Origin of the sequence: Bradyrhizobium sp., from assembly GCF_049519115.1 — a bacterium.
Classification (GTDB): domain Bacteria; phylum Pseudomonadota; class Alphaproteobacteria; order Rhizobiales; family Xanthobacteraceae; genus Bradyrhizobium.
The window spans coordinates 93,935-114,773 of the sequence record NZ_JBEKRB010000009.1; the positions used below are offsets into that span (position 1 = coordinate 93,935).

Sequence of the window (20,839 nt, forward strand, 5' to 3'; positions counted from 1 at the left end):
TGCGAGCGCATCCGGAATCTCGAGATTCCGGGTCTGGTCCTTTGGACCATCCCGGAATGACTCTGAAGGGTCAATACCGGTAACAGCGCCAGTGGCCGTAACGGTTGTAGTAACCACGGCAACGCGGACCGGGAATGCCGAGAATGCCGTCGACTGCGCCGACCGCGCCGCCGACACCGGCGCCGACGGCGCCACCCACGGCCCCACCCACCGGACCCGCGACGCGGCTGCCGTCATAAGAGCCCTGGGCAGCGCCCCGCTCCATCCCGCCCACAACGCCCTGCGCATGCGCGAATTGAGGGATCGCGAGCAGCGCCAACGCAACGGCCGTGGCCGCAAGCCAACGCCCAGCCCGCCCCTCGAGGGGATACGCCGCCGTTGTGATCGCCTTTACCTTATTCACCATCGTCATCCTCATCTCATGAATGGGTCTATAACGCCGCCGTGACGCGCAGGTTCCATGTTCATCGGGCCGCCACAAAGGCGTGGGGTGACGAAGGTGCGAGGGGCGCAAAGGTGAACCACACATCGCCGCCATCGTGGCGCCAGACCTCATCGTTCAAGTTGGCGTTAACGATGCCCCATTAAGCGGTGCATCAAAGCGCCGCTGGAACCAAGGCCCTAATTCGGGCATATTGGCAGGCGGGGATGGGGTGGTGCGATCGTCAAAGGCCCGGAGGCCAAAAGTAACATGCGTTCCCTTCTCATCGCCGCGATCCTGATGCTGTTTGCCGCCGGCGCCGCACAGGCCAAAGTCGCCATCACCGTCGACAAGGATGCGCAGATGATGACCGTCGCCGTCGACGGCGTTGAGCGCTACCACTGGCCGGTCTCGTCAGGCAATCCGTCGCATGAGACGCCGAACGGCTCTTTCCGCACCTTCCGGATGGAAGAGGATCACTATTCCAAGGAATTCGACGACGCGCCGATGCCTCATTCGATCTTCTTCACCAAGGTCGGGCATGCGATCCACGGCACCGAGTCCGAAGGCCGCCTCGGCACGCCGGTCTCGCACGGCTGCGTACGGCTGTCGCGCGCCAACGCCACCACGCTGTACGCCTTGGTGCAGGAGCAAGGCGTGCTCAACACCACGGTCACGCTGACCGGTTCGTCCACGGTCGCGCTGGCCCGCAATCCCAAGCCGCGGACAGCCGTCGCGCGCCGCGATACCGCTCCGGAATATGCTCCGCAGGAATATACGCCGCAATATGGCAATGCCGCCGGCGATCCGGTCGCCCCGCAAATGGCGCCGCGCCAGGTCATGCCCCAACCAGTCATGCCTCAGGTCCGCGCCGACGACGGCTACATCTATCCGGCCGATGGCAGTTCAACCGACCAGCGCTACCCGGCACCGCGCCCAAGCCGCCGCGCCTATGATGGGCAGGTCTACTACTATCAGCAGCAGCCGCAGGGCTATGACGCCTACGGCAATGCGTACCAGCAGCCGCGCAGCTATTATCAACAGCAGCAGCCGCGCTATTACTATCCGAACTAACGCGGTTTCTTTTCTCGGAAATTAGAGCTGCGAGGCGTCCTTCAAGTCCCGCTTGATGGACGCCAACAGCGATTGCAGCGTATCCAATCGATCGGAAGCGGCGGCCGACGATGGCGGCTGCGCGTGAAGCGCTTGCGCAGGACGGGCTTGGCGGCAGCGGGCTTGACCATCGCAGATTTGACTGCGGCGGCTTTGACTTCAGGCTTCGCAGGAAACACCGGCTTCGCAGGAAACGGCGGTCTGGCCGCAAACCGCTGATCCGGCTGCGCAGCCGTCTCGGCCCCCGGCTCGCCATGAACGAAGTCGCCGTGCAGGACGTCGTCGTGACGGCTCATGAGCCACAGCGTGACCCAATAGCCGACCGCCAGCACAATGATACTAATAATACCAATCTCAATCATTTTGGCGCGAGCCTGAAAGCACCAATGATTCGATGCCTTCGGTGACGGGTCAAGCACTGAACGACAGGCTTGGGCGCACCCCATTACCGCCGTGTCATTAACGGTTAACTGGCGCCGCGCAACCTGCACGAGGTGTTGCAGGTGACCGTATTGCCCTTCATGCACGCCTTGCACACGTCGACACACTGGTCGATCTTTTTCGCGTCGTAGCTGGCGTAGCGCCCGGCGATGCAGGAGCGCTGCTCGGGAGTCGTATCGATTTCCTGCGAACAGGCCGCCAATCCGGCGGCGAGCAGCGTCAAGCTGAGCAGACGTCGCAATCGCACGGCACGCTCTCCTTACGTGAGCGCATTGGCCCATCGCGCCCAGCTGTGCCTGTCAGATAACGATCGGCAAGCAGACAGTTCTGTTAAAATCGTGTTCAAATCGAACGCGCACACCTCTCGACCTGATATCATCGCCGAGTTGGACGAGCACTTCCTTAACGACGGCATGATTACGCGATTTCGTAGGGACTGGCGATGGCCGCGTGGGCGACGCCAACACAAATCCTGGCCCGCAAGACTACGGGGCGTGATAGGATGATGGTGCGGCGCAGTTCCTTGTAAGGTTCTCGTAAGGTTTCTTCGTGGGATTTCTTCGTCAGGTTTGTTCGTAAGTTTCTTTGGACGTCAGGGCTCACAGGTAAGTTGGCGGCAACATGTCGGTGTCGGACGGTTTGAACGCGAACCTCGCTTCCGCAGGGCGGAAGAGAAGCTCGCCGTTTCTGCTGATCGCTGCGTCGCTGCTGATCTTCGCAGCGATTGCCGGCGCGGCCTTCCTGCTGTGGCGTCCGACCACCCTGCGAATTGCCGTGGGCCCGGCGGGCAGCGACGATCAAAGGCTGATCCAGGCGTTGGCACAGACTTTTGCCAGCGAGGGGAGCCCGGTCCGGCTGACGGTGATTTCGACCGCGGGCGCAGTGGAGAGCCTCGGGCTTCTCGGCACCGGCGAGACCGATCTGGCGGTCGGGCGCGCCGATGAGGAAATGCCCAAGGGAGCCGGTTCGGTTGCGATCCTGCGCAAGAACGTCGTGGTGCTGTGGGCGCCTTCCGGTGCACCGAAAAAAGGCGCCAAGAAAGACACCAAGTCGAAGATCAAGGAGATCGCCGATCTCGAAGGACATCGCATCGGCGTGCTCGGCCGCACCCCGATCAATATCAACTTGCTCAAGGTGATCCTGACCGAATCCGGCCTCAACCCCGACAAGGTCGCGGTCTCGCGCTTCTCGACGTCGCAGATCACCGACATGGTAAAAGACCCGTCGATCGACGCGTTCATGACGGTCGGCCCGCTCGACAGCAAGATCACTACCGATGCCATCACCACGACCGCGCGTTTGCGCGGCGAACCGGCCTTCATCCCGATCGACGTCTCGGAAACGATCGCGCACAAACATCCGCTTTATGAGTCCGAGGAAATTCCCGGCAGTTCGTTCACCAGCGCCCCTGCCCGGCCCGAAGACACGGTCGATACCGTGAGCGTCAATCATCTGATCGTGGCGCCGAAGTCGCTATCGGAATCAACTGTCGGCGCCTTCACCCGCGCGCTGTTTCAGGTGCGCCCGGCGCTCGCCAGGGATGATCCGGCGGCCTCGAAGATCCAGAAGCCCGACACCGACAAGGACGCGGCGATCCCGGCGCATCCGGGCGCTGCGGCCTATATCGACGGCACCGAGCGGACTTTTCTGGATAAATACAGCGACTATTTCTGGGGCGGCATTCTGCTGCTCTCGGTACTCGGCTCAGGCGCGGCGTGGGTGCGCCATTACATGAAGCGCGACGAGCGCAACGTCACCACGTTGCACCGGGACAAACTGCTTTCGGCGATCGGGCAGGTGCGCAAGACCGATTCCCTCGAGGAACTCGATGCGTTGCAGGAAGAAGCCGACGAATTCCTGCGCGAAACGCTGGAATGCTACGATGACGGCGCGATCGAGGAAGGCGACCTTTCCGCCTATGGCCTCGTGCTCGAACAATTCCATCACGCCGTGGTCGACCGCCGCGCGGTGATCGCCGCGAGCCCGACCGGTATGCCGCGCGTCCGCGCCTCGTGACGCGCGCTTTGCGCCGGCGCGTCTTAGAACCCGATCAAGCGGCGAACAAGACCCACGACATTGGCGTGACGACGATGGCGCGTGTGCTGCGGCGCGGCTGTAGCGTCGTCAGAAGAAACCGACGCTTGCGCGACGTCGCGGCCCGGACCGATGGATTCGAACTGCGCCTTCTGCTCGTCGCTCAGTTCGCCATAGAGGCTGTCGAGCGCGGACTTCACGATCTCGACCGCCTGCAGCATCCCGTCGAGGCGCTGGCCGGCAGCCGATAGCCGCGCCGGCGGCGTCAAGGCCTCGTTGGGCTGGCACGTTCCCTTGAGCAGATCGGCCGCCTTGGCGCTGGCATCCTTCAAGTTGTCGAAGCTCGCGCGCTGCGCATCGGTCGGATGAACGCGGCTCTCGATGGCGGCTGCCGGCCACTCGGTCGCATTGGCCTGCGCATTGCCGCAACCCTGCGCCAGCACGCCTTCGTTGTTGCTACCGCGCCGCTGATCCTGGCCCAACGCCGTCAGCCGCGTCTTCTGCTCGTCGTTCAATAGACCATAGAAATGATCGAGCGGAGGCTGAACGGTCTGCACCGCCGAGATCATCGCCTCGAGCCGCGTCTGCATCGCTGCCAGGCGAGCGGGCGCGGTCGATGCGACATCTTTCGGGCAAGCCGCCTTGATGGTCTGCGCGGCCTTGACCGACGCAGTGCCGAGATCGTCGAGTGCCTTGCGCTGCTCATCGTTGGGGTTGAGCGCCTGCTGGATCCGATCGATCGGAAGCCCCGCGATGTCCTGGCTGTCATCGCCGCACATCTGCGCGAGTTCATTCGGCGGCGCATTGGCGCCACCGGACGCCGGCGCCGCCGCGTTGCCGGACGGCAGATAGCCGCTCAGGTCGTCATAGCCGTAAGGCGCGAACATCCCCGCATAGATATCGCCGTAGCCGTAATCCCACAGCGAGGGATCGTAGCCCCACATCGCGTAGCCATAGAGGTCGTAATAGGCGAACGGCCAGAACAGCGGACCGACCCAGCCATAGCCGCCATGGCTGTGACGCCACCAGCCGCCGTTACGGTCATGGCCGCGCCATCCGGCAGTCGCCGCAGCGGAAGTGATATGCGCGCGGGCTGCGGGATTGTTCAACGCGTTATGGTTATGCAGCGCGCCGGCGACCGCACCCGCGGCGAGCGCGTGGTGAACGGCATTGGCACGGAGATTGGCTGCTGCGCGGTCATTGTGACCGGCCGGATTGCCTGCAGCGTTGTGATTTTCCGCACCACGATTGCCGCGGAAACTGCTGCCGCCGGCCGCGCGCGAGAATGCCGCCCCCCGGCCGCCGCCCGCATGCGAGACGGCTGCTCGTCCGCCGCCGGAATGCCGACCGCCGCCACCGGCGAACCGTGCGCCACCGCCACGACCCCCGCCGCCAAAATGTCCACCCCCGCCATGGCCGCCGCCGCCGAAATGGGCGCCGCCACCACCGCGTCCGCCGCCACCGTGACCACCACCCCCGCCGTGTCCACCGCCGCCATGGCCGCCACCGCCCCGTCCAGCCGCATAGGCGGCGGTGGAAAGCGCGACCGACAACACAACGACCGACAACCACTTGACGTTCGGCATGGCATCTCCTCCAGCGGATCTGATGCCGATCTTCGCACGGCCATCAGGGCGTACGGCGGCACAATTGGGACATTTAATTGATGCCACAACGCCGGAGGGAACCTGCGAGTTCCCTCAATGCCGCGATGAAAGATGAACTCCTTCTCCCCGCTTGCGGGGAGAAGGTTGGGATGAGGGGAGTCAAAGCACACCCAGACTATCGGAAAATGCCCCTCACCCGTATTGCGCTTCGCGCAACACGACCTCTCCCCGCAGGCGGGGAGAGGTGAAGAAGCTACTCGCCGTCGCGAAGCCGCCGATAGACCGCGCCCAAGACGTTGCAATAATCGTCGGTCCAGACCCGCTGATCCGGCTTGGCCTCGGTTTCTTCCCATTTGTCGCTTGAGGCGAGCTTGCCGATATCGGCCTCGTCGCGCGCCGACACCACGACATTGGTCGCGAAGATGTACTCGCCGTCGCGGCCGGAGTCTTCATTGTAGACCCAGCTCTTCATGCCGTTGGCGTCGGCGATGCCGACGACGACGCTCGCCAATTCAAGATGCCGGTTCGAGACATGCATCAACACCACGCCTTGCGGTGAGAGCTTGTCCTTGTAGATCTTCATCGCCTCCTGGGTGGCGAGATGGATCGGGATCGCGTCCGAGGAATAAGCGTCGACGATGATGAGGTCGTAGACGCCGTCGGGCTCGCGCGCGAAGGTCAGCCGCGCATCGCCGATCACGGGCTTCAAATCAGGCTGGCAGTTCTGCACATAGGTGAAATATTTCGGATCGCGCGCGGTATCGACCATCGACTGATCGATCTCGAAGAACTTCCAGGTCTCGCCGGGCAGCCCGACGCAGGTGAGCGTCCCGGAGCCAAGTCCGATCGCCGCAACGCGTAACGGCGCGCCCTTGCGTTCGCGGATTGCGGTTACCGCCTGACCGATGCCGCCGTCCTTGTGATAATAGGAAATCGGCTCCGGCCGTCCCTCGATCTTCGTGCCGTCGTCATTCTGGAATTTCTCGGCGCCGTGAATCGTGGTGCCGTGCAACAGCACATGATACTGGCCGTGCGGCGTGGTCACGATCTTGTGGACGCCGAAGAAACTGCGCACGGTGTCCACGCGACCGTCGTCGGACGGGTAAACCCGAACCAGCACCAGCGCCAGCGCCGCCACCGCCGCAAGCTTCAGTCGCGAGGCGTTGAGCCCAAGCGCCAGCAGCATGCCGAACACGGCAACGCCGCCGGCGACATAGACCCGGTTTTCCTCGAACCAGTCGAACAAACTATCCCTGCCCTGCGACGGAACGATCAACGCGACCGCCAGCACCACCAGAAGCGGCCAGAATGGGCGGCTCCAAAACGGCCAGCGCTCGCTGGCCGGCGGACGGCAGAGCGCGGCAAGCACCACTAGGATCGGATACTCCGCCACCCAGGAAAACACGTTGGGCGCGATCAATCCTGCGAACAACCCGCCGATCATGCCGCCGAACGACAGCGCGACGTAGAAGCCGGTGAGATATTTGGCTGGCGGTCGCGTGCGCGCGAGTTCGCCATGACACGCCATCGCGATGACGAAGAAACAGACCTGATGCCCGCCGAGCGTCAGCAACAGGTTCTGTTCGCCGCCGATCGCCAGCAACACGATGATGCCCGCGATCGCCGCCGGCTGGGCCATCAGCACCCATTTGTGCGGCAACAGCGGCCGCGACTGGAACACCAAGACCCAGGTCAAGAGATAAAGCGATAGCGGCAGGACCCACAGCAAGGGAGCCGCCGCCACGTCGGTCGAAATATGCGCGGTCACTGCGATCAAAAGTCCGGAAGGCACCGCGGCGAGAAAAATCCAGCGCGCCCGCAACACCCAAGAAGGCGCCGGCGCGTCGCTCTCCGCAGCAAGCGTAGCTGCCGGCAATGCGGGCGAACGCCACAACAGGAAGCCGCTGGCCGCGATCAGGACGATCAGCAAGCCATAGCCACCGGTCCAGATCAGGTTTTGCGTCCGAAGCGTGAAGACCGGCTCCAGCACCAGCGGATAGGACAGCAGCGCCAGAAAACTGCCGATATTGGACGAAGCGTAGAGAAAATAGGGATCGGCGCCATCCGGGTGACCGGTGCGGACGAACCAGGCTTGCAGCAGCGGGTTGTTGGCGGCGAGCGCAAAAAACGGTAGCCCGATCGAGGCGACAAACAGACCAAGCAGCCACAGCGCGTAGCCTGAAGTCGGCGGATCACCCCATTGCGCCGCAATCGCCAGCGGCAGCGTGGAGAAGGCCACGATCAGCAACACCAAATGCACCAGAATCGGGATCACGCGGCTCTTGATCCGCATCAGCAGATGCGCATAGACGTAGCCGGCAAGCAGCAGCGACTGGAAAAACACCATCGCCACCGACCACACTGCCGGCGAGCCGCCGAGCCGCGGCAGCACCATTTTCGTGAATAACGGCTGGACCGAGAACAACAACAACGCGCTGACGAAAATCGAAGCCGTGTAGACCAGAAGCACCAGCCGGTTGCGGCCCGCGGAAGCGAGCTCCGCGGCGACAGGCAGATCGGATTGGGTCATGAAGGCTCCGGCGGGGTGTTTTCGAAACGCAAACGAGAGGCGGCAATGGAGCACATGGCTTGGACATGGGCAATCCGGCCCCGATCAAACCGCTGTGCCCACAGCTTCAGGTTCGCTATGTATTGTTCGTCATTCCGGGATGGTGCGTAAGCACCAGGCCGGGAATCTCGAGATTCCGGGCTCGATGCTTCGCATCGCCCCGGAATGACGGCTAAAATTTTTGACCGGATTTTCTTGAAACCCACATGAACGAAACAGACGTCGTCATCATCGGTGCCGGCCATAACGGCCTCACCTGCGCGGCTTATCTCGCCGCCGCCGGCCTGCGCGTGCGGGTCGTCGAGCGGCGCAAGGTGGTGGGCGGCGCGGCGGTGACGGAAGAATTCGCGCCTGGATTCCGCAATTCGGTCGCGGCCTACACCGTGAGCCTGCTCAACCCCAAGATTATTTCTGACCTGAAACTCGGCGAACACGGCCTTGAGATCGTCGAGCGCCGCGTGCAGAATTTCCTGCCCGCGCCCGACGGCAGCTATCTCATGTCAGGCGAAGGCCGCACGAAAGCGTCTCTGGCCAAACTCAGCCAACGCGACGCCGAAGCGCTTGATGGTTTCAATCGCAAGCTTGAAGAAATCGCCGACGTGTTGCGCGCGTTTGTATTGCGCGCGCCGCCGAACCTGGTCGAGAGTTTTGGGGTCGGTGCGATCCGCGAGGGTTTCAACGCCTTGGGGTCGGCCAGCATCCTGCGGCAGCTTTCGCTGGAGCAGCAGCGGATGTTGCTCGATCTGTTCACCCGCTCGGCCGGCGAGATGCTGGACGAGGTGTTCGAGAGCGACCTGATCAAGGCGCTGTTCGGTTTTGATGCCGTCGTCGGCAACTATGCGAGCCCTTATGCCGCGGGCTCGGCCTATGTGATGCTGCACCACGCCTTTGGCGAGGTGAACGGCAAGAAGGGCGTCTGGGGCCATGCCATCGGCGGCATGGGCGCAATCGGCCAGGCCATCGCCAAGGCCGCGCGGCAGGCCGGCGCGGAGATTACGCTTGAGGCCGGCGTCCGCGAGGTGATCGTCGAGCGCGACCGCGCCACAGGCGTCATTCTCGACAATGGCAAGACCGTCCGCGCGAAATATGTCGCCTCCGGCGTCAACCCGAAGCTTCTGTATACGCGCCTCGTGCCCTCAGGCGCCCTGTCGAAGGATTTTCTCACCCGCATACAGCATTGGCGCAACGCCTCCGGCACCTTCCGGATGAATGTGGCGCTGAGCGCCCTGCCCTCGTTCACCGCGTTGCCGGGCGAAGGGGATCATCTGACCTCCGGCATCATCCTAGCGCCCAGCCTCGCTTACATGGACCGCGCCTGGCAGCACGCCCGCGAGGACGGCTGGAGCCGCGAGCCGATTGTCGAAATGCTGATCCCCTCGACGCTGGACGACAGCCTCGCGCCGCCAGGCCAACACGTCGCGAGTCTTTTTTGCCAGCATGTCGCGCCGGAACTCCCCAACGGGCGCTCCTGGGACGACCACCGCGAGGAAGTCGCCGACCTCATGATCGCGACCGTCGATCGTTACGCGCCCGGCTTTGGGGAAAGCGTGATCGGGCGGCAGGTTTTGTCGCCGCTCGACCTCGAACGTCAATTCGGCTTGCTCGGCGGCGACATCTTCCACGGTGCGCTGACGCTGAACCAGATCTTCTCGGCACGGCCGATGCTCGGCCATGCCGATTACCGCGGTCCTCTCAAAGGCCTTTATCACTGTGGTTCCGGCGCCCACCCCGGCGGCGGCGTTACCGGCGCCCCCGGTCACAACGCCGCGCGGGTGATCCTGAGGGATCACCGGGGGATGTTTGGATGATCGGTGGATAGGCTGTGGATGGATTGGGGATGGGCCGGTAGTGTCTCAGTTTGAAACTGGGCAGTGCGTCAGTTCGAAATTTCAAAATCGCCAATGGTATTTCAGGCAGCCCGAGACCGAGTATCCGCGCCTTCTCATGAGTATCGATCCACCCAGTAGGCCTCATCCGCTATAACATCGGCTGAGCAGCCTTCCGCAACGCGGTGTTTAATGTAAGCCGCCCACTCTGGACCTTTGGCCATCTCGCGTAAGTTTTCGAGGGCGTGCCGTGTTTTCTTATTTTCTTCTGTGATCTTATTTACCTGGCGCGGCGACCGAGATGTTCTAATGCCACCGAGACCGGCCGCTCTAGCTTGGCCATATCCGAATCCCATCCTCAAGCTTGTCGGTTGGTCTTGCCATCTTCTCGTCCTACCCTTGGTCGATGCTATATTTGGGTACGAGGACGGCAAATCAAAGGCTACGCGCGAAGGCTGAAAACGCGCCGCCGACGCCATCGGGAATCGCCGCCATGATCGCCGAGCGCGAGCCCTACCCCTCCGCCAGCCACTTCAGCACCGCGTGAAAGCTGAGGCTGCGCGTGCCCACCAAGGTCGTGCCGAACACTTCGGACGCGCCGCCGGAAAATTTGCCGGAAAATCCGGTCGAGACCTCCTGACCTGCGAATAGCGGGCGGACGAAGGGATCGTCAAAGGGCGTATGCTGGTTGGTGACGAGTTCGCCCTTCCAGGTGCCGTCGTTCCCGCTGACTTGCCCAACACTGTAGCGGCCGACCGACCAGAAATACGGACCGCCCCCCACGAGTTGGCCGTCCTTCAGAATGAGAACGCCGCTGTCGCGGCCCCGCACCCCGTCGAGCATATGGATGTGGATGGAGTAAAGCCCGTTCCGCATGGACCAGATCGCCGTTCGCTTCGAAATCTGCTGCCCGATCTAACCCTCGAACCGCGCCTTTGTCTCCCGCTCAGCCCGCATGGACAACGCCTTGAATGAGCGCGGTATGTTGGGTGGACAGACCTGTGGACGAGCATTGCGTTGGCTGTGAGGTCGTGTGGATAAAATGCGCTTTGAGGAATCCGCGCGTCACGCAAAGAGCCAAGTCTCGCCAGCCGCTGTGGATAACAAGTCCCTCAGGACGGCCCAAAGCGACGCCAACGAGAAACTTTTCGCACGATCAACCAGCAAATTCATAATGATCCAGCGCGTGCTTGAACCAACACTTTGACGGCGCGGAGGTGATGCCTGGCTTTAGTCGGGTGATTGGGGCTGAATTGACGGAGCAGATGAAGGCATTCAAAAAGTGGTTTGAGAACCGCCGCCACATCCTTGCACAGCCGTTTGTTTCTCACAAATTTTCCGCGGCTAAATTTGATCGCGGACCGACAGTGCTCCAGCACGGTTGAACCTATAAGAAGAAACTGAATGAAGCTTTAAACTACATCAGGCAGAGCAACGGCGGTTGCTTCTCCCTCCCCCTGAAAGGGAGAGCGTTGGGGTGGGGGTCCGCCTGTTTGCATTTCGCAGTTTGCATTACACGTGCTGCTTTGATCCCCACCCGACGTCGGAGCAAAGCGACCTCCCCTTTTCAAGGGGAGGTTTTGAAACAGCCCCTACCATCCATTAAGCCCTCTCACCTGAAAATCACGATGGCCTCAACGCAGACACCGCAAACCCACCGCGCGACGCTGGCAATCGGCGACGAAGCAACCGCCCGCCGCGTCTCGGATCTTTTGACCGAAAGCCTCGATGCGGGTGAGGCCGCGGTTGCGGCGTTCGAGGGACCAACCGGGCGCTGGGACGTCACCCTGCATTTTGGCGACGCGCCTGTCGAGGCCAGAATCCGCGAGCTGGTGCGACTTGCCGGAGGCGACGAGGTCGCGCGGTCCGTCAAATTCGACGTCGTCGAGGCTAAGGACTGGGTCAAGGCCACGCTGGAGGATCTGATTCCCGTCCATGCCGGCCGTTTCATCGTCCATGGCCAGCACGATCGGGCGAAAGTGGCGCCCAACAAGCTCGGCATCGAGATCGAGGCTGCACTCGCTTTCGGCACCGGCCATCACGGCACCACCCGCGGCTGCCTCGTGCTGCTGGGCCACGTGTTGAAGGCGCATCGGCCACGCCGCGTGCTCGATCTCGGCACCGGGACCGGGGTCTTGGCGATTGCGGCCGCCAAGGCGCTGCACGATTCTGTGCTCGCCAGCGACATCGACGCGCTGTCGGTGAAAGTCGCCGCCGAGAACGCGCGCCTGAACGGCGTCGGTCCGTTGGTCGAGGTGACCTGGGGAAGCGGCTTTTCCGCCCCCCGGTTGCGGCAACGGAAACCCTTCGACCTGCTGCTGGCCAATATTCTCGCCAATCCGCTGCGCCAGATGGCGACGGCGATGTCCGACCACCTGGCCGGCGGCGCGCGCGTCATCCTGTCGGGGCTATTGTCGGCCCAGGCGCCGTCGGTAATCGCGGCCTACCTGGCGCGAGGGCTTGTGCTGGAACGGCGGATCACAATCGACGGCTGGAGCAGCCTGCTGCTCCACAAGGTGCGTTGAAGGAAGGACGGTTGGCTATTTCGCCGACTTCCGCTGGCGAGGCTTGCCGGCCTTGTCGGCGCTGATTTTGCGCTTGGCGCGGGTTTCGACAAAACGATCCAGGATCTGAACGATGACGCTGCGCGGCTTTTCGGCAACGGGAGCAGAAGCAGATACACGGCGCATCGGTGGCGAAATCTTCTCAAAGGTGAAGACGGGCATGGTTAATTCCTCGACGCTGGTCACAAAACGCCCATGGAACTTGGAATTCCACCCGGAAGGATTTCTTCTGAATCGCTTCCATAACCATTGCAGTCACGAAACGTTCAAGCCCGTCTAACGCGGGTGCAGCAATTCAATCACAATAAATCCGGAATCGGAAGCAAATTGAGTCGGTTGCCGAGTGCTCCCTGGAAGATGATACTATCGACTAATGTTTGAAGCGCACTTCCAGACCTTCGACGAACCCGAGACCGGCATCGCCTTGTCCGCGCGTTTGTCCGCGTTTCGCGAGGAGCTGACGAAACGCAACCTGAGCGGCTTCGTGGTGCCGCGCGCCGACCAGCAGCAGAACGAATATGTTCCGCCCTCCGAAGAGCGGCTGGCCTGGCTCACCGGTTTCACCGGCTCGGCGGGCCTGGCCATCGTGCTGGCCCGCGAGGCCGCGGTCTTTGTCGACGGCCGCTATACGCTGCAATCAGCCAAGCAGGTCGACACCAAGGCCTGGGCTGTCGAATCGCTGATCGACCCGCCGCCCGAGACCTGGCTGGCGCAACACCTGGCCGCCGGCGACCGCCTCGGCTTCGACCCGTGGCTGCACGCGACGGCAGCCGCGGAAAAGCTCGCCGCCGCCTGCGCCAAAGCCGGCGCGGAGCTGGTCGCGGTGGATACCAACCCGGTCGATGCGGTCTGGACCGAACGGCCGGCGCTGCCGCTTGCCCCGGTCAGCCTGCACGGCCAGCCGTTTTCGGGCGAGATTGAGGGCGACAAGCTGAAGCGGATCGAGGCCGAGATCACGAAGCTCGGCGCAGACGCGCTGGTGCTGTCCGATAGCCATGCGGTGGCGTGGACCTTCAATATCCGCGGCGGCGACGTCGCGCACACGCCCCTGCCTCTGTCCTACGCGCTGGTGCCCAAAAGCGGCCGGCCGACGCTGTTCATCGATCACCGCAAGCTTTCCAACAGCGTCCGCGATCATCTCGAGCAGACCGCTGATATCGCCGAGCCCGGCGCGCTGACGGCGAAGCTGGTCGAGCTGTCGAAAAGCGGCGCGTCGATCGCGCTCGACGCTGCAACGGCAGCCGACGCCCTGACCCGCCTGATTTCGTCGGCCGGCGGCAAACCGGTACACGGGGCCGATCCCGTCAGCCTGTTGAAGGCGGTCAAGAACGACACCGAAATCGCGGGCGCCAGGACGGCGCACCGGCGCGACGCGATTGCGCTGGCACGCTTTCTCGCCTGGGTCGACCACGAGGCCCTTTCGGGTGCGCTGACCGAGATCGACGCCGTCGAGGCGCTGGAGACTTTTCGGCGCGACACCGGCGCGCTGAAAGATGTCTCCTTCCCCACCATTTCAGGCACCGGGACGAACGGCGCCATCGTGCATTATCGTGTGACCCGCAAGAGCAACCGCCGCATCGCGCGCGGCGATCTCCTGCTGATCGATTCCGGCGCGCAATATGAAGACGGCACCACCGACGTCACCCGCACGATCGCGATCGGCGAGCCGACCTTCGAGATGCGCGACCGCTTTACCCGCGTGCTGCGCGGTCATATTGCCATTGCGCGCGCGCTGTTCCCCGACGGCACCACGGGCGCGCAGCTCGACAGCCTGGCGCGGCAATTCCTGTGGCAGGCCGGCGTCGATTTCGAACACGGCACCGGCCACGGCGTCGGCAGCTACCTGTCGGTGCACGAAGGTCCGGCGCGGATATCCAAGCTCGGCTCGGCCCCGCTGAAGCGCGGCATGATCCTCTCCAATGAGCCCGGCTATTACAAAACCGACGCCTTCGGCATCCGGATCGAGAATCTCGAGCTGGTGGTCGCGGCCGAGATCGCAGGCGCCGAGAAGCCGGTCAACGCGTTCGAAACACTAACGCTCGCGCCGATCGACCGCCGGCTGATCGATCTCAGCATGCTGACGGCCGAGGAGTTGAGCTGGGTCAACGAATACCACGAGCGGGTCCGCCACGCCGTGCGCAGCCACGTCGATGATGTGACGAAAGCCTGGCTCGACGAAGCGACGGCACCGCTGTCGTTGTAGTCCACTCACCACCCGCGCTGGATCACCTCTCCCATGGGGAGAGGTCGGATTGCGTCGGTGATGCGAAGCATCAATGGCGCAATCCGGGTGAGGGGCTACGGACTATCGATAGACCGTACCCCCTCAACCCCGACGCTCTCCCGCCGCAAGTCGGGCTCGCCCGACTTGCGCAAATTTACAACGCGCAACCGGGGTAAACCCCGGTTGCGCGGGAGAGAGAGAGCACACCGTTTCCGCGGTAACGGATCGTCGATCCACGTCGCAAGTCATGACAGAAAATGGCGGTATTTATCGCCTCTCAACCATTCCCTGACGGCAGGCCCGCTTGCGCCAAGCGCATCCCGGAAAACGAATAGCCGCATGCCGAAACTCGCATATTCGGCGCGCCGAATAACGCTAAAGTCGAACCCGAAGAAAATCACTCAAACGAAATCTGGAGGGCACTCACCGGATCGCTTTGCGGTCTGACGGTGCCTGCGCCTAACGAATTGGACTTCTGATGCACGGCGTCGTCGGCAAACCGGCCGCACTCACTAACGGCAAGGTGGCCAACGGCAAAGTGGCCGACGGCACAAACGCGGCGACGACGCGCACGATGCTGCTGCTCCTGGTCGCCATGACCGGCGTGGCGCCGATCTCGCTCTACATGCTGGTGCCGGCGCTGCCGCTGCTCGTGACGAGCTTCAACAGCGACATTTCCATCGCGCAGATGACAGTGTCGCTTTACATGGTCGGCATTGCCTGTTCGCAGATCCTGATGGGGCCGCTGTCCGATCGCTACGGACGCCGGCCGGTATTGCTGGCGGGCCTTTCCCTGATGGTGGTGGCGAGCGCGGCGTGCATCTTCGCCGAGACGCTGCCCCAACTGATCGCCGCACGGTTTTTCCAGGCGCTGGGCGGCGCCAGCGGCATGGTGATAAGCCGCGCCATCATCCGCGACCTCTATCACCGCGAGCGCATCTCCTCGATGATCAGCCTCGTCATCGCGGTGATGATGATCGCGCAGATGCTGAGCCCTTTGACCGGCGGCCTGCTCGAGACCGCATTCGGCTGGCGTTCGATCTTCTACGTCACCACTGCAGGATCGCTCGCCGTGGCAGTCGCAATCGCATTGGCCTTGCCGGAAACGCGCCGCGTGCGCCTTCAACCAAGCGGCTTTCGCGGCGACGTCGGCAATCTCCTGACCAGCCGCGCCTTCATCGGCTATGTGCTGTGCCAGGTGCTGGCCTCCCAGATCATCTTCACCTTCGCAGGCGGCGCTCCCTACATCGTCATCACGCATATGGGCCGCACCGGCGCCGAATATGGCGCCTGGTTTGCGCTCATCGGCTTCGCCTATCTGGTCGGCAATCTCTTTTGCGTGCGCTTTGCGCCGCGCCATTCACTGGAGCGGCTGATCTGGTTCGGGCTGGCGCTGCAACTCGCGGGCAGTTTCCTCAATCTCGTCTGCGGGCTCACGGGCCTCAACCAGATGCCGGGCTGGCTGTTCGGCACCCAGATGATCGTGATGTTCGCCAATGCGTTCGTGATGTCGAATTCCGCCGCTGGCGCCATCAGCGTCCGGCCCGAGGCGGCGGGCACCGCATCCGGCGCGATGGGATTCTTGCAAATGGGGCTCGGCTCGTTCCTGTCGCAGTTCGGCGCCTATCTCGGCGGCCACTTCACCACACCGGCGCCGCTCAACGCCGCTGTATTTGTTCTCTCGCTCGCCTGCGCCTCGACCATGGTGTTCATCATACCGAGGCGCAACGTGGTGGTGAGCGAGGAACTGATCGAGCAGGCGGAGGAAGAGACGGGGATGGTGTGAGGGGATATGTCCGCACCATCCTTCGTCATACCCCGCGAAAGCGGGGTATCCAGTACACCGAGCCCTCTCGATAACAAATTACTGTTTCTGGAATACTGGATCATCCGCTTTCGCGGATGATGACGACAGCGGGAGAACCCTCACTCCCCGACCATCTTCAGCCACTCGTCCTCGGTGAGCACCGTGACACCGTGTTTCTTGGCTTCCGCCAGCTTTGAGCCGGCGCCGGGACCCGCGACGACGTAATCGGTCTTCTTCGATACTGAACCTGCGGCCTTGGCGCCCAGGCGCTCGGCCGTCGCCTTGGCCTCGTCGCGCGTCATCTTTTCGAGCGAGCCCGTGAACACCACCGTCTTGCCCGCCACGGCAGAATTGCTCTTCGGCTTCTCGGCATCGAGGATATCAACCTCGCGCGTCAGCCTCTCGACGACGCCGCGGTTATGGCTTTCGCCGAAATAGGCCTTGATGCTGGCGATCACGGTATCGCCGATCTGGTCGAGCGCATCCATTTCCGCAATCGCTTCCTCGTCGTCCTTCGCGACCTTCAGACAGGCGTCGTGGAACGCATCCCACGAGCCGTAACCGCGCGCCAGCGCCAGTGCGGTCGTTTCGCCGACATGGCGCATGCCGAGCGCATAGATGAAGCGCTCCAGCGATATCCGTCTCCGCTCCTCGATCGCGGCAAACAGATTGCGCACCGACGTTTCGCCGTAGCCTTCGATTTCATCGAGCTTGAGCTTGGCGTTGCGCTTTTGCAGCGTGAAGATATCGGCGGGCTCCCTTACCCATCCTTCTTCGAAGAAGAACTGGATCTGCTTCTCGCCGAGCCCCTCGATATCGAAAGCGCGCCGCGAGGCAAACAGTCTCAGGTGCTCGATCTTCTGGAAGGGACAGGCGAACTCGCCGGTGCAGCGGGCGCGCGAACCCTCCTCGCCGGTTGCGGTTTCCTCGCGCACCACATCGGTATGCAGCGAGCACGGACACTTCTTCGGAAAAGGAAATTCCTTTGTGCCTTTCGGCCGCTTGTCGATCACGACATCGACCACTTGCGGAATCACGTCACCGGCGCGCTGAATCACCACCGTATCGCCGATCCGAATATCGCGGCCCTCGCGCAACACCTCGCCCTTGTTGCCGATCCCCTTGATGTAATCCTCATTGTGCAGCGTCACGTTCTGCACGATGACGCCGCCGACGCCGACCGGCTCCAGCTTGCCGACCGGGGTAAACGAGCCGGTGCGCCCGACCTGAATCTCGATATCGCGCAGCACCGTCATGGCGCGCTCGGCGGGGAATTTGTGCGCAATGGCCCAGCGCGGGGTGCGCGAGACAAAGCCGAGACGTTCCTGCCAGTCGAGCCGATCGACCTTGTAGACGACGCCGTCGATATCGTAGTCGAGCCTGGCACGTTGTTCTTCGATCTTGCGGTGAAACGCGATCAGCTGCTCGACCGAATGGCAGATCTTGGTGAGCGGGTTGGTCTTGAAGCCGCAATGCTCGAACCAGGCGATCATGCCGGATTGCGTGTCCTCCGGCATCTCCGCCATTTCGCCCCAGGCATAAGCGAAGAAGCCGAGCGGCCGCGAGGCGGTGATCGAAGGGTCTTTCTGCCGCAGCGAACCCGCGGCCGAGTTGCGCGGATTGGCAAAGATGGTGCCTCCGGCAGCCTTCTGGCGTTCATTGAGCGCCAGAAACGCCTTCTTGGTCATATAGACTTCGCCGCGCACCTCGCAGATTGAAGGCACCTTGCGGCCTTTCAGCTTCTTCGGCACGTCTTCCAGCGTGCGTATATTGGCGGTGACGTCTTCGCCTTCCGCACCGTCGCCGCGCGTCGCGGCCGTAACGAGTTCGCCATCCTCGTAGCGCAGCGACATCGAAAGCCCGTCGATCTTGGGCTCGGCGGAAAAGTCGATGGGCTCGTCCTCGGACAGTTTCAGAAAGCGGCGGATGCGGCCGACGAAATCGACGACGTCGCCTTCCGCAAACGCATTATCAAGCGAGAGCATCGGTATGGCATGGCGGACCTTTTTGAATCGGCCGGAAGGCGCGGCGCCGACCTTTTGCGACGGCGAGGAGGCATCGACGAATTCCGGAAAGCGCTTCTCAATTGCGTTGAAGCGCTGGCGCACTGCGTCATATTCGGCATCGGTGACGCTCGGCGCGTCGTCCTGGTAGTAGCGCCGGTCGTGCCCCTCGAGTTCGAGCGCGAGCCGCATATGCTCGACCTTGGCCTGCGTCTTGGTGAGGTCGGCGACGTCGGGGAGCTTTTTGGGTTTTGCTGCTTTGGCCATGGTCAATGATTACGACGAAGTTCATTTTGAGAAAAGTGGGCCTGCCACCGGCCGTTCCCCGGATGCAGCGCAGCGCCATGGGAATTCACGCGCGTCTTCGGCGCGCTATGGCGGTGGGCTGCTGATCCGGGGTCCATGTCGCCGATGAAGTGTGGGTCCCGGCGCTGCGGAGCAGCGCAGCGCGTCGAAGACGCGCGTAAACGCGCTAATGGCGCTGCACCGCGTCCGGGACACGAGAGACCTACGCCGTCGCCGCTTTCAGCAGCCGCTCGGCGGCAGCCCTCGCCTCGGCGGTAATTTCCGCACCGGCGAGCATGCGGGCGATTTCCTCGCGGCGGTGGTCGGCGGCGAGCGCGTTGACGCGGGTGGCGACGCGCTTGCCCTTGTCGAGCGCATCCTTTGAAATCAGCAGATGCTGGTCCGCGCGGGCTGCGACCTGCGGCGCATGCGTCACCGCCATCACCTGGACCTTGGAGGCGAGCCGTGACAGCCGCGCGCCAATCGCGTCCGCCACCGCGCCGCCAACGCCGGTGTCGATTTCGTCGAACACGAGCGTGGGCGCCGAGCCGCGGTCGGACAACACCACCTTGAGCGCCAGCAAAAAGCGCGACAGTTCGCCGCCGGAGGCGACTTTCATCAGCGGGCCCGGTCGCGTGCCGGGGTTGGTCTGCACCCAGAACTCGACGCGGTCATAGCCTTGCGGGCCGGGCGAGGCCGGATCGGATTCAACCTGCGTGGTGAATTTCGCGCGCTCCAATTTGAGCGGCGCGAGTTCGGCATTGACCGCCTTGTTGAGCTTCTCCGCCGACTTGAGGCGCGCCGCGGAAAGCTTGGCGGCCGCGGCACCGTAAAGCTTGTCGGCCGCATCCGCCGCCGCTTCCAGTTTTTTCAACTGATCGGCGCCTGCATCGATCAGCGCGACATCCGACGCATATTTGGCGGCGAGCGCGGCCAGCCCGTCGACCGGCGTCGAATATTTGCGCGAGGCGGCGCGCAGCGAAAACAGCCGCTCCTCGATGCGCTCGAGCTCGGCGGGGTCGAAATCGGCCGCGAGCAACGCTGCCGTGAGATGCTGATCGGCCTCTTCCAGCGCATTGATCGCGATATCGATCGCTTTCACCGCGGGCTCAACCAAAGAAGGCGAATTCGCCGCCCGCCGTTCGAGCCGGCGCACCGCCGCCGACAGGCTCGCCACCGGCGACTGATTGCCGCTGACGGCGTCCTGAGCCTCGCGCAGATCGGAGGCGATCTTCTCGCCCTGCATCATGGTGGTGCGGCGGGAGGCGAGCGCGGTCTCCTCGCCGTCCTTTGGCGCGAGCTGTTTCAATTCATCGGAGGCGTGCCGCAGATAATCGGCCTCGCGCGCCGCACGCTCCATGCCGGCGCGGTGGTCGTCGAGCAACCGGTTGGCCTCGCGCCGCGCTTCCCAGAGCTTTTCCAGCGCACCGACATCCTTCTCGAGGCCGGAAAACGCATCGAGCAGGCGGCGATGGGTCGAGGCATCGACCAGCGCGCGCTCGTCATGCTGGCCGTGAATCTCGACCAGCGCGGTTCCCAGCGCTTTCAGGGTCTGCACGCTGATCGCCTGATCGTTGATGAAGGCGCGGGTGCGGCCGTCGGCGAGTTGCACCCGGCGCAGGATCATTTCGCCGGTATCCTCAAGGCCGTTCTCGGCAAGCAGCGCGGCTGCGGGATGGCCCTTCGGCACGTCGAACACCGCCGTCACCTGACCCTGCTCGGCGCCGTGGCGGACCAGGGTGGCATCGCCGCGGCCGCCCAGCGCCAGCGCGAAGGCATCAAGCAAAATGGATTTTCCCGCGCCGGTCTCGCCGGTCAAAACCGCAAGGCCCCGAGCGAACTCGATATCGAGCCGTTCGATCAGGACGATGTCACGGATCGACAGACGCGCCAGCATGAGAATTCCCAGATCAAGTCCGGACTAAATGGAATCAGACCCCGATTC

General features: G+C 63.2%; 15 protein-coding genes. 6 read left to right on the forward strand and 9 right to left on the reverse strand.

Annotated elements, in window-relative coordinates:
• Nucleotides 1–70: 70 nt before the first annotated feature.
• A complete protein-coding gene (locus ABSE61_RS10320) occupies nt 71–412 on the reverse strand; it encodes a hypothetical protein (RefSeq protein ID WP_423870995.1) in 342 nt (113 codons plus the stop codon).
• Nucleotides 413–691: 279 nt separating this feature from the next.
• On the opposite strand from ABSE61_RS10320, the gene ABSE61_RS10325 reads away from it, so the two are divergent.
• A complete protein-coding gene (locus tag ABSE61_RS10325; RefSeq protein ID WP_423870996.1) occupies nt 692–1,495 on the forward strand; it encodes a L,D-transpeptidase in 804 nt (267 codons plus the stop codon).
• Nucleotides 1,496–1,536: 41 nt separating this feature from the next.
• Here ABSE61_RS10325 and ABSE61_RS10330 read toward each other — a convergent pair whose 3' ends face one another.
• Nucleotides 1,537–1,896, reverse strand: a complete 360-nt coding sequence (locus ABSE61_RS10330) for a hypothetical protein (protein ID WP_423870997.1) — start codon at nt 1,894–1,896, stop codon at nt 1,537–1,539.
• A gap of 104 nt (nt 1,897–2,000) precedes the next feature.
• A complete protein-coding gene (locus ABSE61_RS10335; protein WP_423870998.1) occupies nt 2,001–2,222 on the reverse strand; it encodes a hypothetical protein in 222 nt (73 codons plus the stop codon).
• Between the two features lie 374 nt (nt 2,223–2,596).
• Here ABSE61_RS10335 and ABSE61_RS10340 point away from each other — a divergent pair, with 374 nt between their 5' ends.
• Complete coding sequence (locus ABSE61_RS10340) at nt 2,597–3,991, forward strand: TAXI family TRAP transporter solute-binding subunit (protein ID WP_423870999.1); 1,395 nt, start codon at nt 2,597–2,599, stop codon at nt 3,989–3,991.
• Nucleotides 3,992–4,014: 23 nt separating this feature from the next.
• On the opposite strand, the gene ABSE61_RS10345 is transcribed toward ABSE61_RS10340, so the two are convergent.
• Together ABSE61_RS10345 and ABSE61_RS10350 are read right to left on the reverse strand one after the other, a co-directional pair.
• Nucleotides 4,015–5,595 (reverse strand): Spy/CpxP family protein refolding chaperone, encoded by a 1,581-nt coding sequence (locus ABSE61_RS10345; protein WP_423871000.1) that lies wholly within the window; start codon nt 5,593–5,595, stop codon nt 4,015–4,017.
• A 274-nt stretch (nt 5,596–5,869) separates the two neighbouring features.
• On the reverse strand, nt 5,870–8,146 hold the full coding sequence (locus ABSE61_RS10350) for a fused MFS/spermidine synthase (RefSeq protein ID WP_423871001.1): 2,277 nt from the start codon (nt 8,144–8,146) through the stop codon (nt 5,870–5,872).
• Between the two features lie 245 nt (nt 8,147–8,391).
• Between ABSE61_RS10350 and ABSE61_RS10355 the strand changes: the two genes are divergently transcribed.
• A complete protein-coding gene (locus ABSE61_RS10355; RefSeq protein ID WP_423871002.1) occupies nt 8,392–9,993 on the forward strand; it encodes a phytoene desaturase family protein in 1,602 nt (533 codons plus the stop codon).
• Between the two features lie 531 nt (nt 9,994–10,524).
• Here the strand turns inward: ABSE61_RS10355 and ABSE61_RS10360 are convergent.
• A complete protein-coding gene (locus tag ABSE61_RS10360) occupies nt 10,525–10,887 on the reverse strand; it encodes a GrlR family regulatory protein (protein WP_423871003.1) in 363 nt (120 codons plus the stop codon).
• A gap of 752 nt (nt 10,888–11,639) precedes the next feature.
• Here ABSE61_RS10360 and ABSE61_RS10365 point away from each other — a divergent pair.
• Nucleotides 11,640–12,536 (forward strand): 50S ribosomal protein L11 methyltransferase, encoded by an 897-nt coding sequence (locus ABSE61_RS10365; RefSeq protein ID WP_423871004.1) that lies wholly within the window; start codon nt 11,640–11,642, stop codon nt 12,534–12,536.
• A gap of 15 nt (nt 12,537–12,551) precedes the next feature.
• On the opposite strand, the gene ABSE61_RS10370 is transcribed toward ABSE61_RS10365, so the two are convergent.
• Nucleotides 12,552–12,737, reverse strand: coding sequence for a hypothetical protein (locus ABSE61_RS10370; RefSeq protein WP_423871005.1), 186 nt, complete (start codon nt 12,735–12,737; stop codon nt 12,552–12,554).
• A gap of 211 nt (nt 12,738–12,948) precedes the next feature.
• Here ABSE61_RS10370 and ABSE61_RS10375 point away from each other — a divergent pair, with 211 nt between their 5' ends.
• Complete coding sequence (locus ABSE61_RS10375) at nt 12,949–14,778, forward strand: aminopeptidase P family protein (RefSeq protein WP_423871006.1); 1,830 nt, start codon at nt 12,949–12,951, stop codon at nt 14,776–14,778.
• A gap of 499 nt (nt 14,779–15,277) precedes the next feature.
• Nucleotides 15,278–16,585: a multidrug effflux MFS transporter gene (locus ABSE61_RS10380; protein ID WP_423871007.1), complete on the forward strand. Its 1,308-nt coding sequence runs from the start codon at nt 15,278–15,280 to the stop codon at nt 16,583–16,585.
• 140 nt (nt 16,586–16,725) lie between these two features.
• On the opposite strand, the gene ligA is transcribed toward ABSE61_RS10380, so the two are convergent.
• The gene (gene ligA / locus ABSE61_RS10385) at nt 16,726–18,876 is read right to left on the reverse strand and encodes an NAD-dependent DNA ligase LigA (protein ID WP_423871008.1); all 2,151 of its coding nucleotides are present in this window, start codon (nt 18,874–18,876) and stop codon (nt 16,726–16,728) included.
• Nucleotides 18,877–19,117: 241 nt separating this feature from the next.
• Nucleotides 19,118–20,791 (reverse strand): DNA repair protein RecN, encoded by a 1,674-nt coding sequence (recN, locus tag ABSE61_RS10390; RefSeq protein WP_423871009.1) that lies wholly within the window; start codon nt 20,789–20,791, stop codon nt 19,118–19,120.
• Nucleotides 20,792–20,839 lie beyond the last annotated feature (48 nt).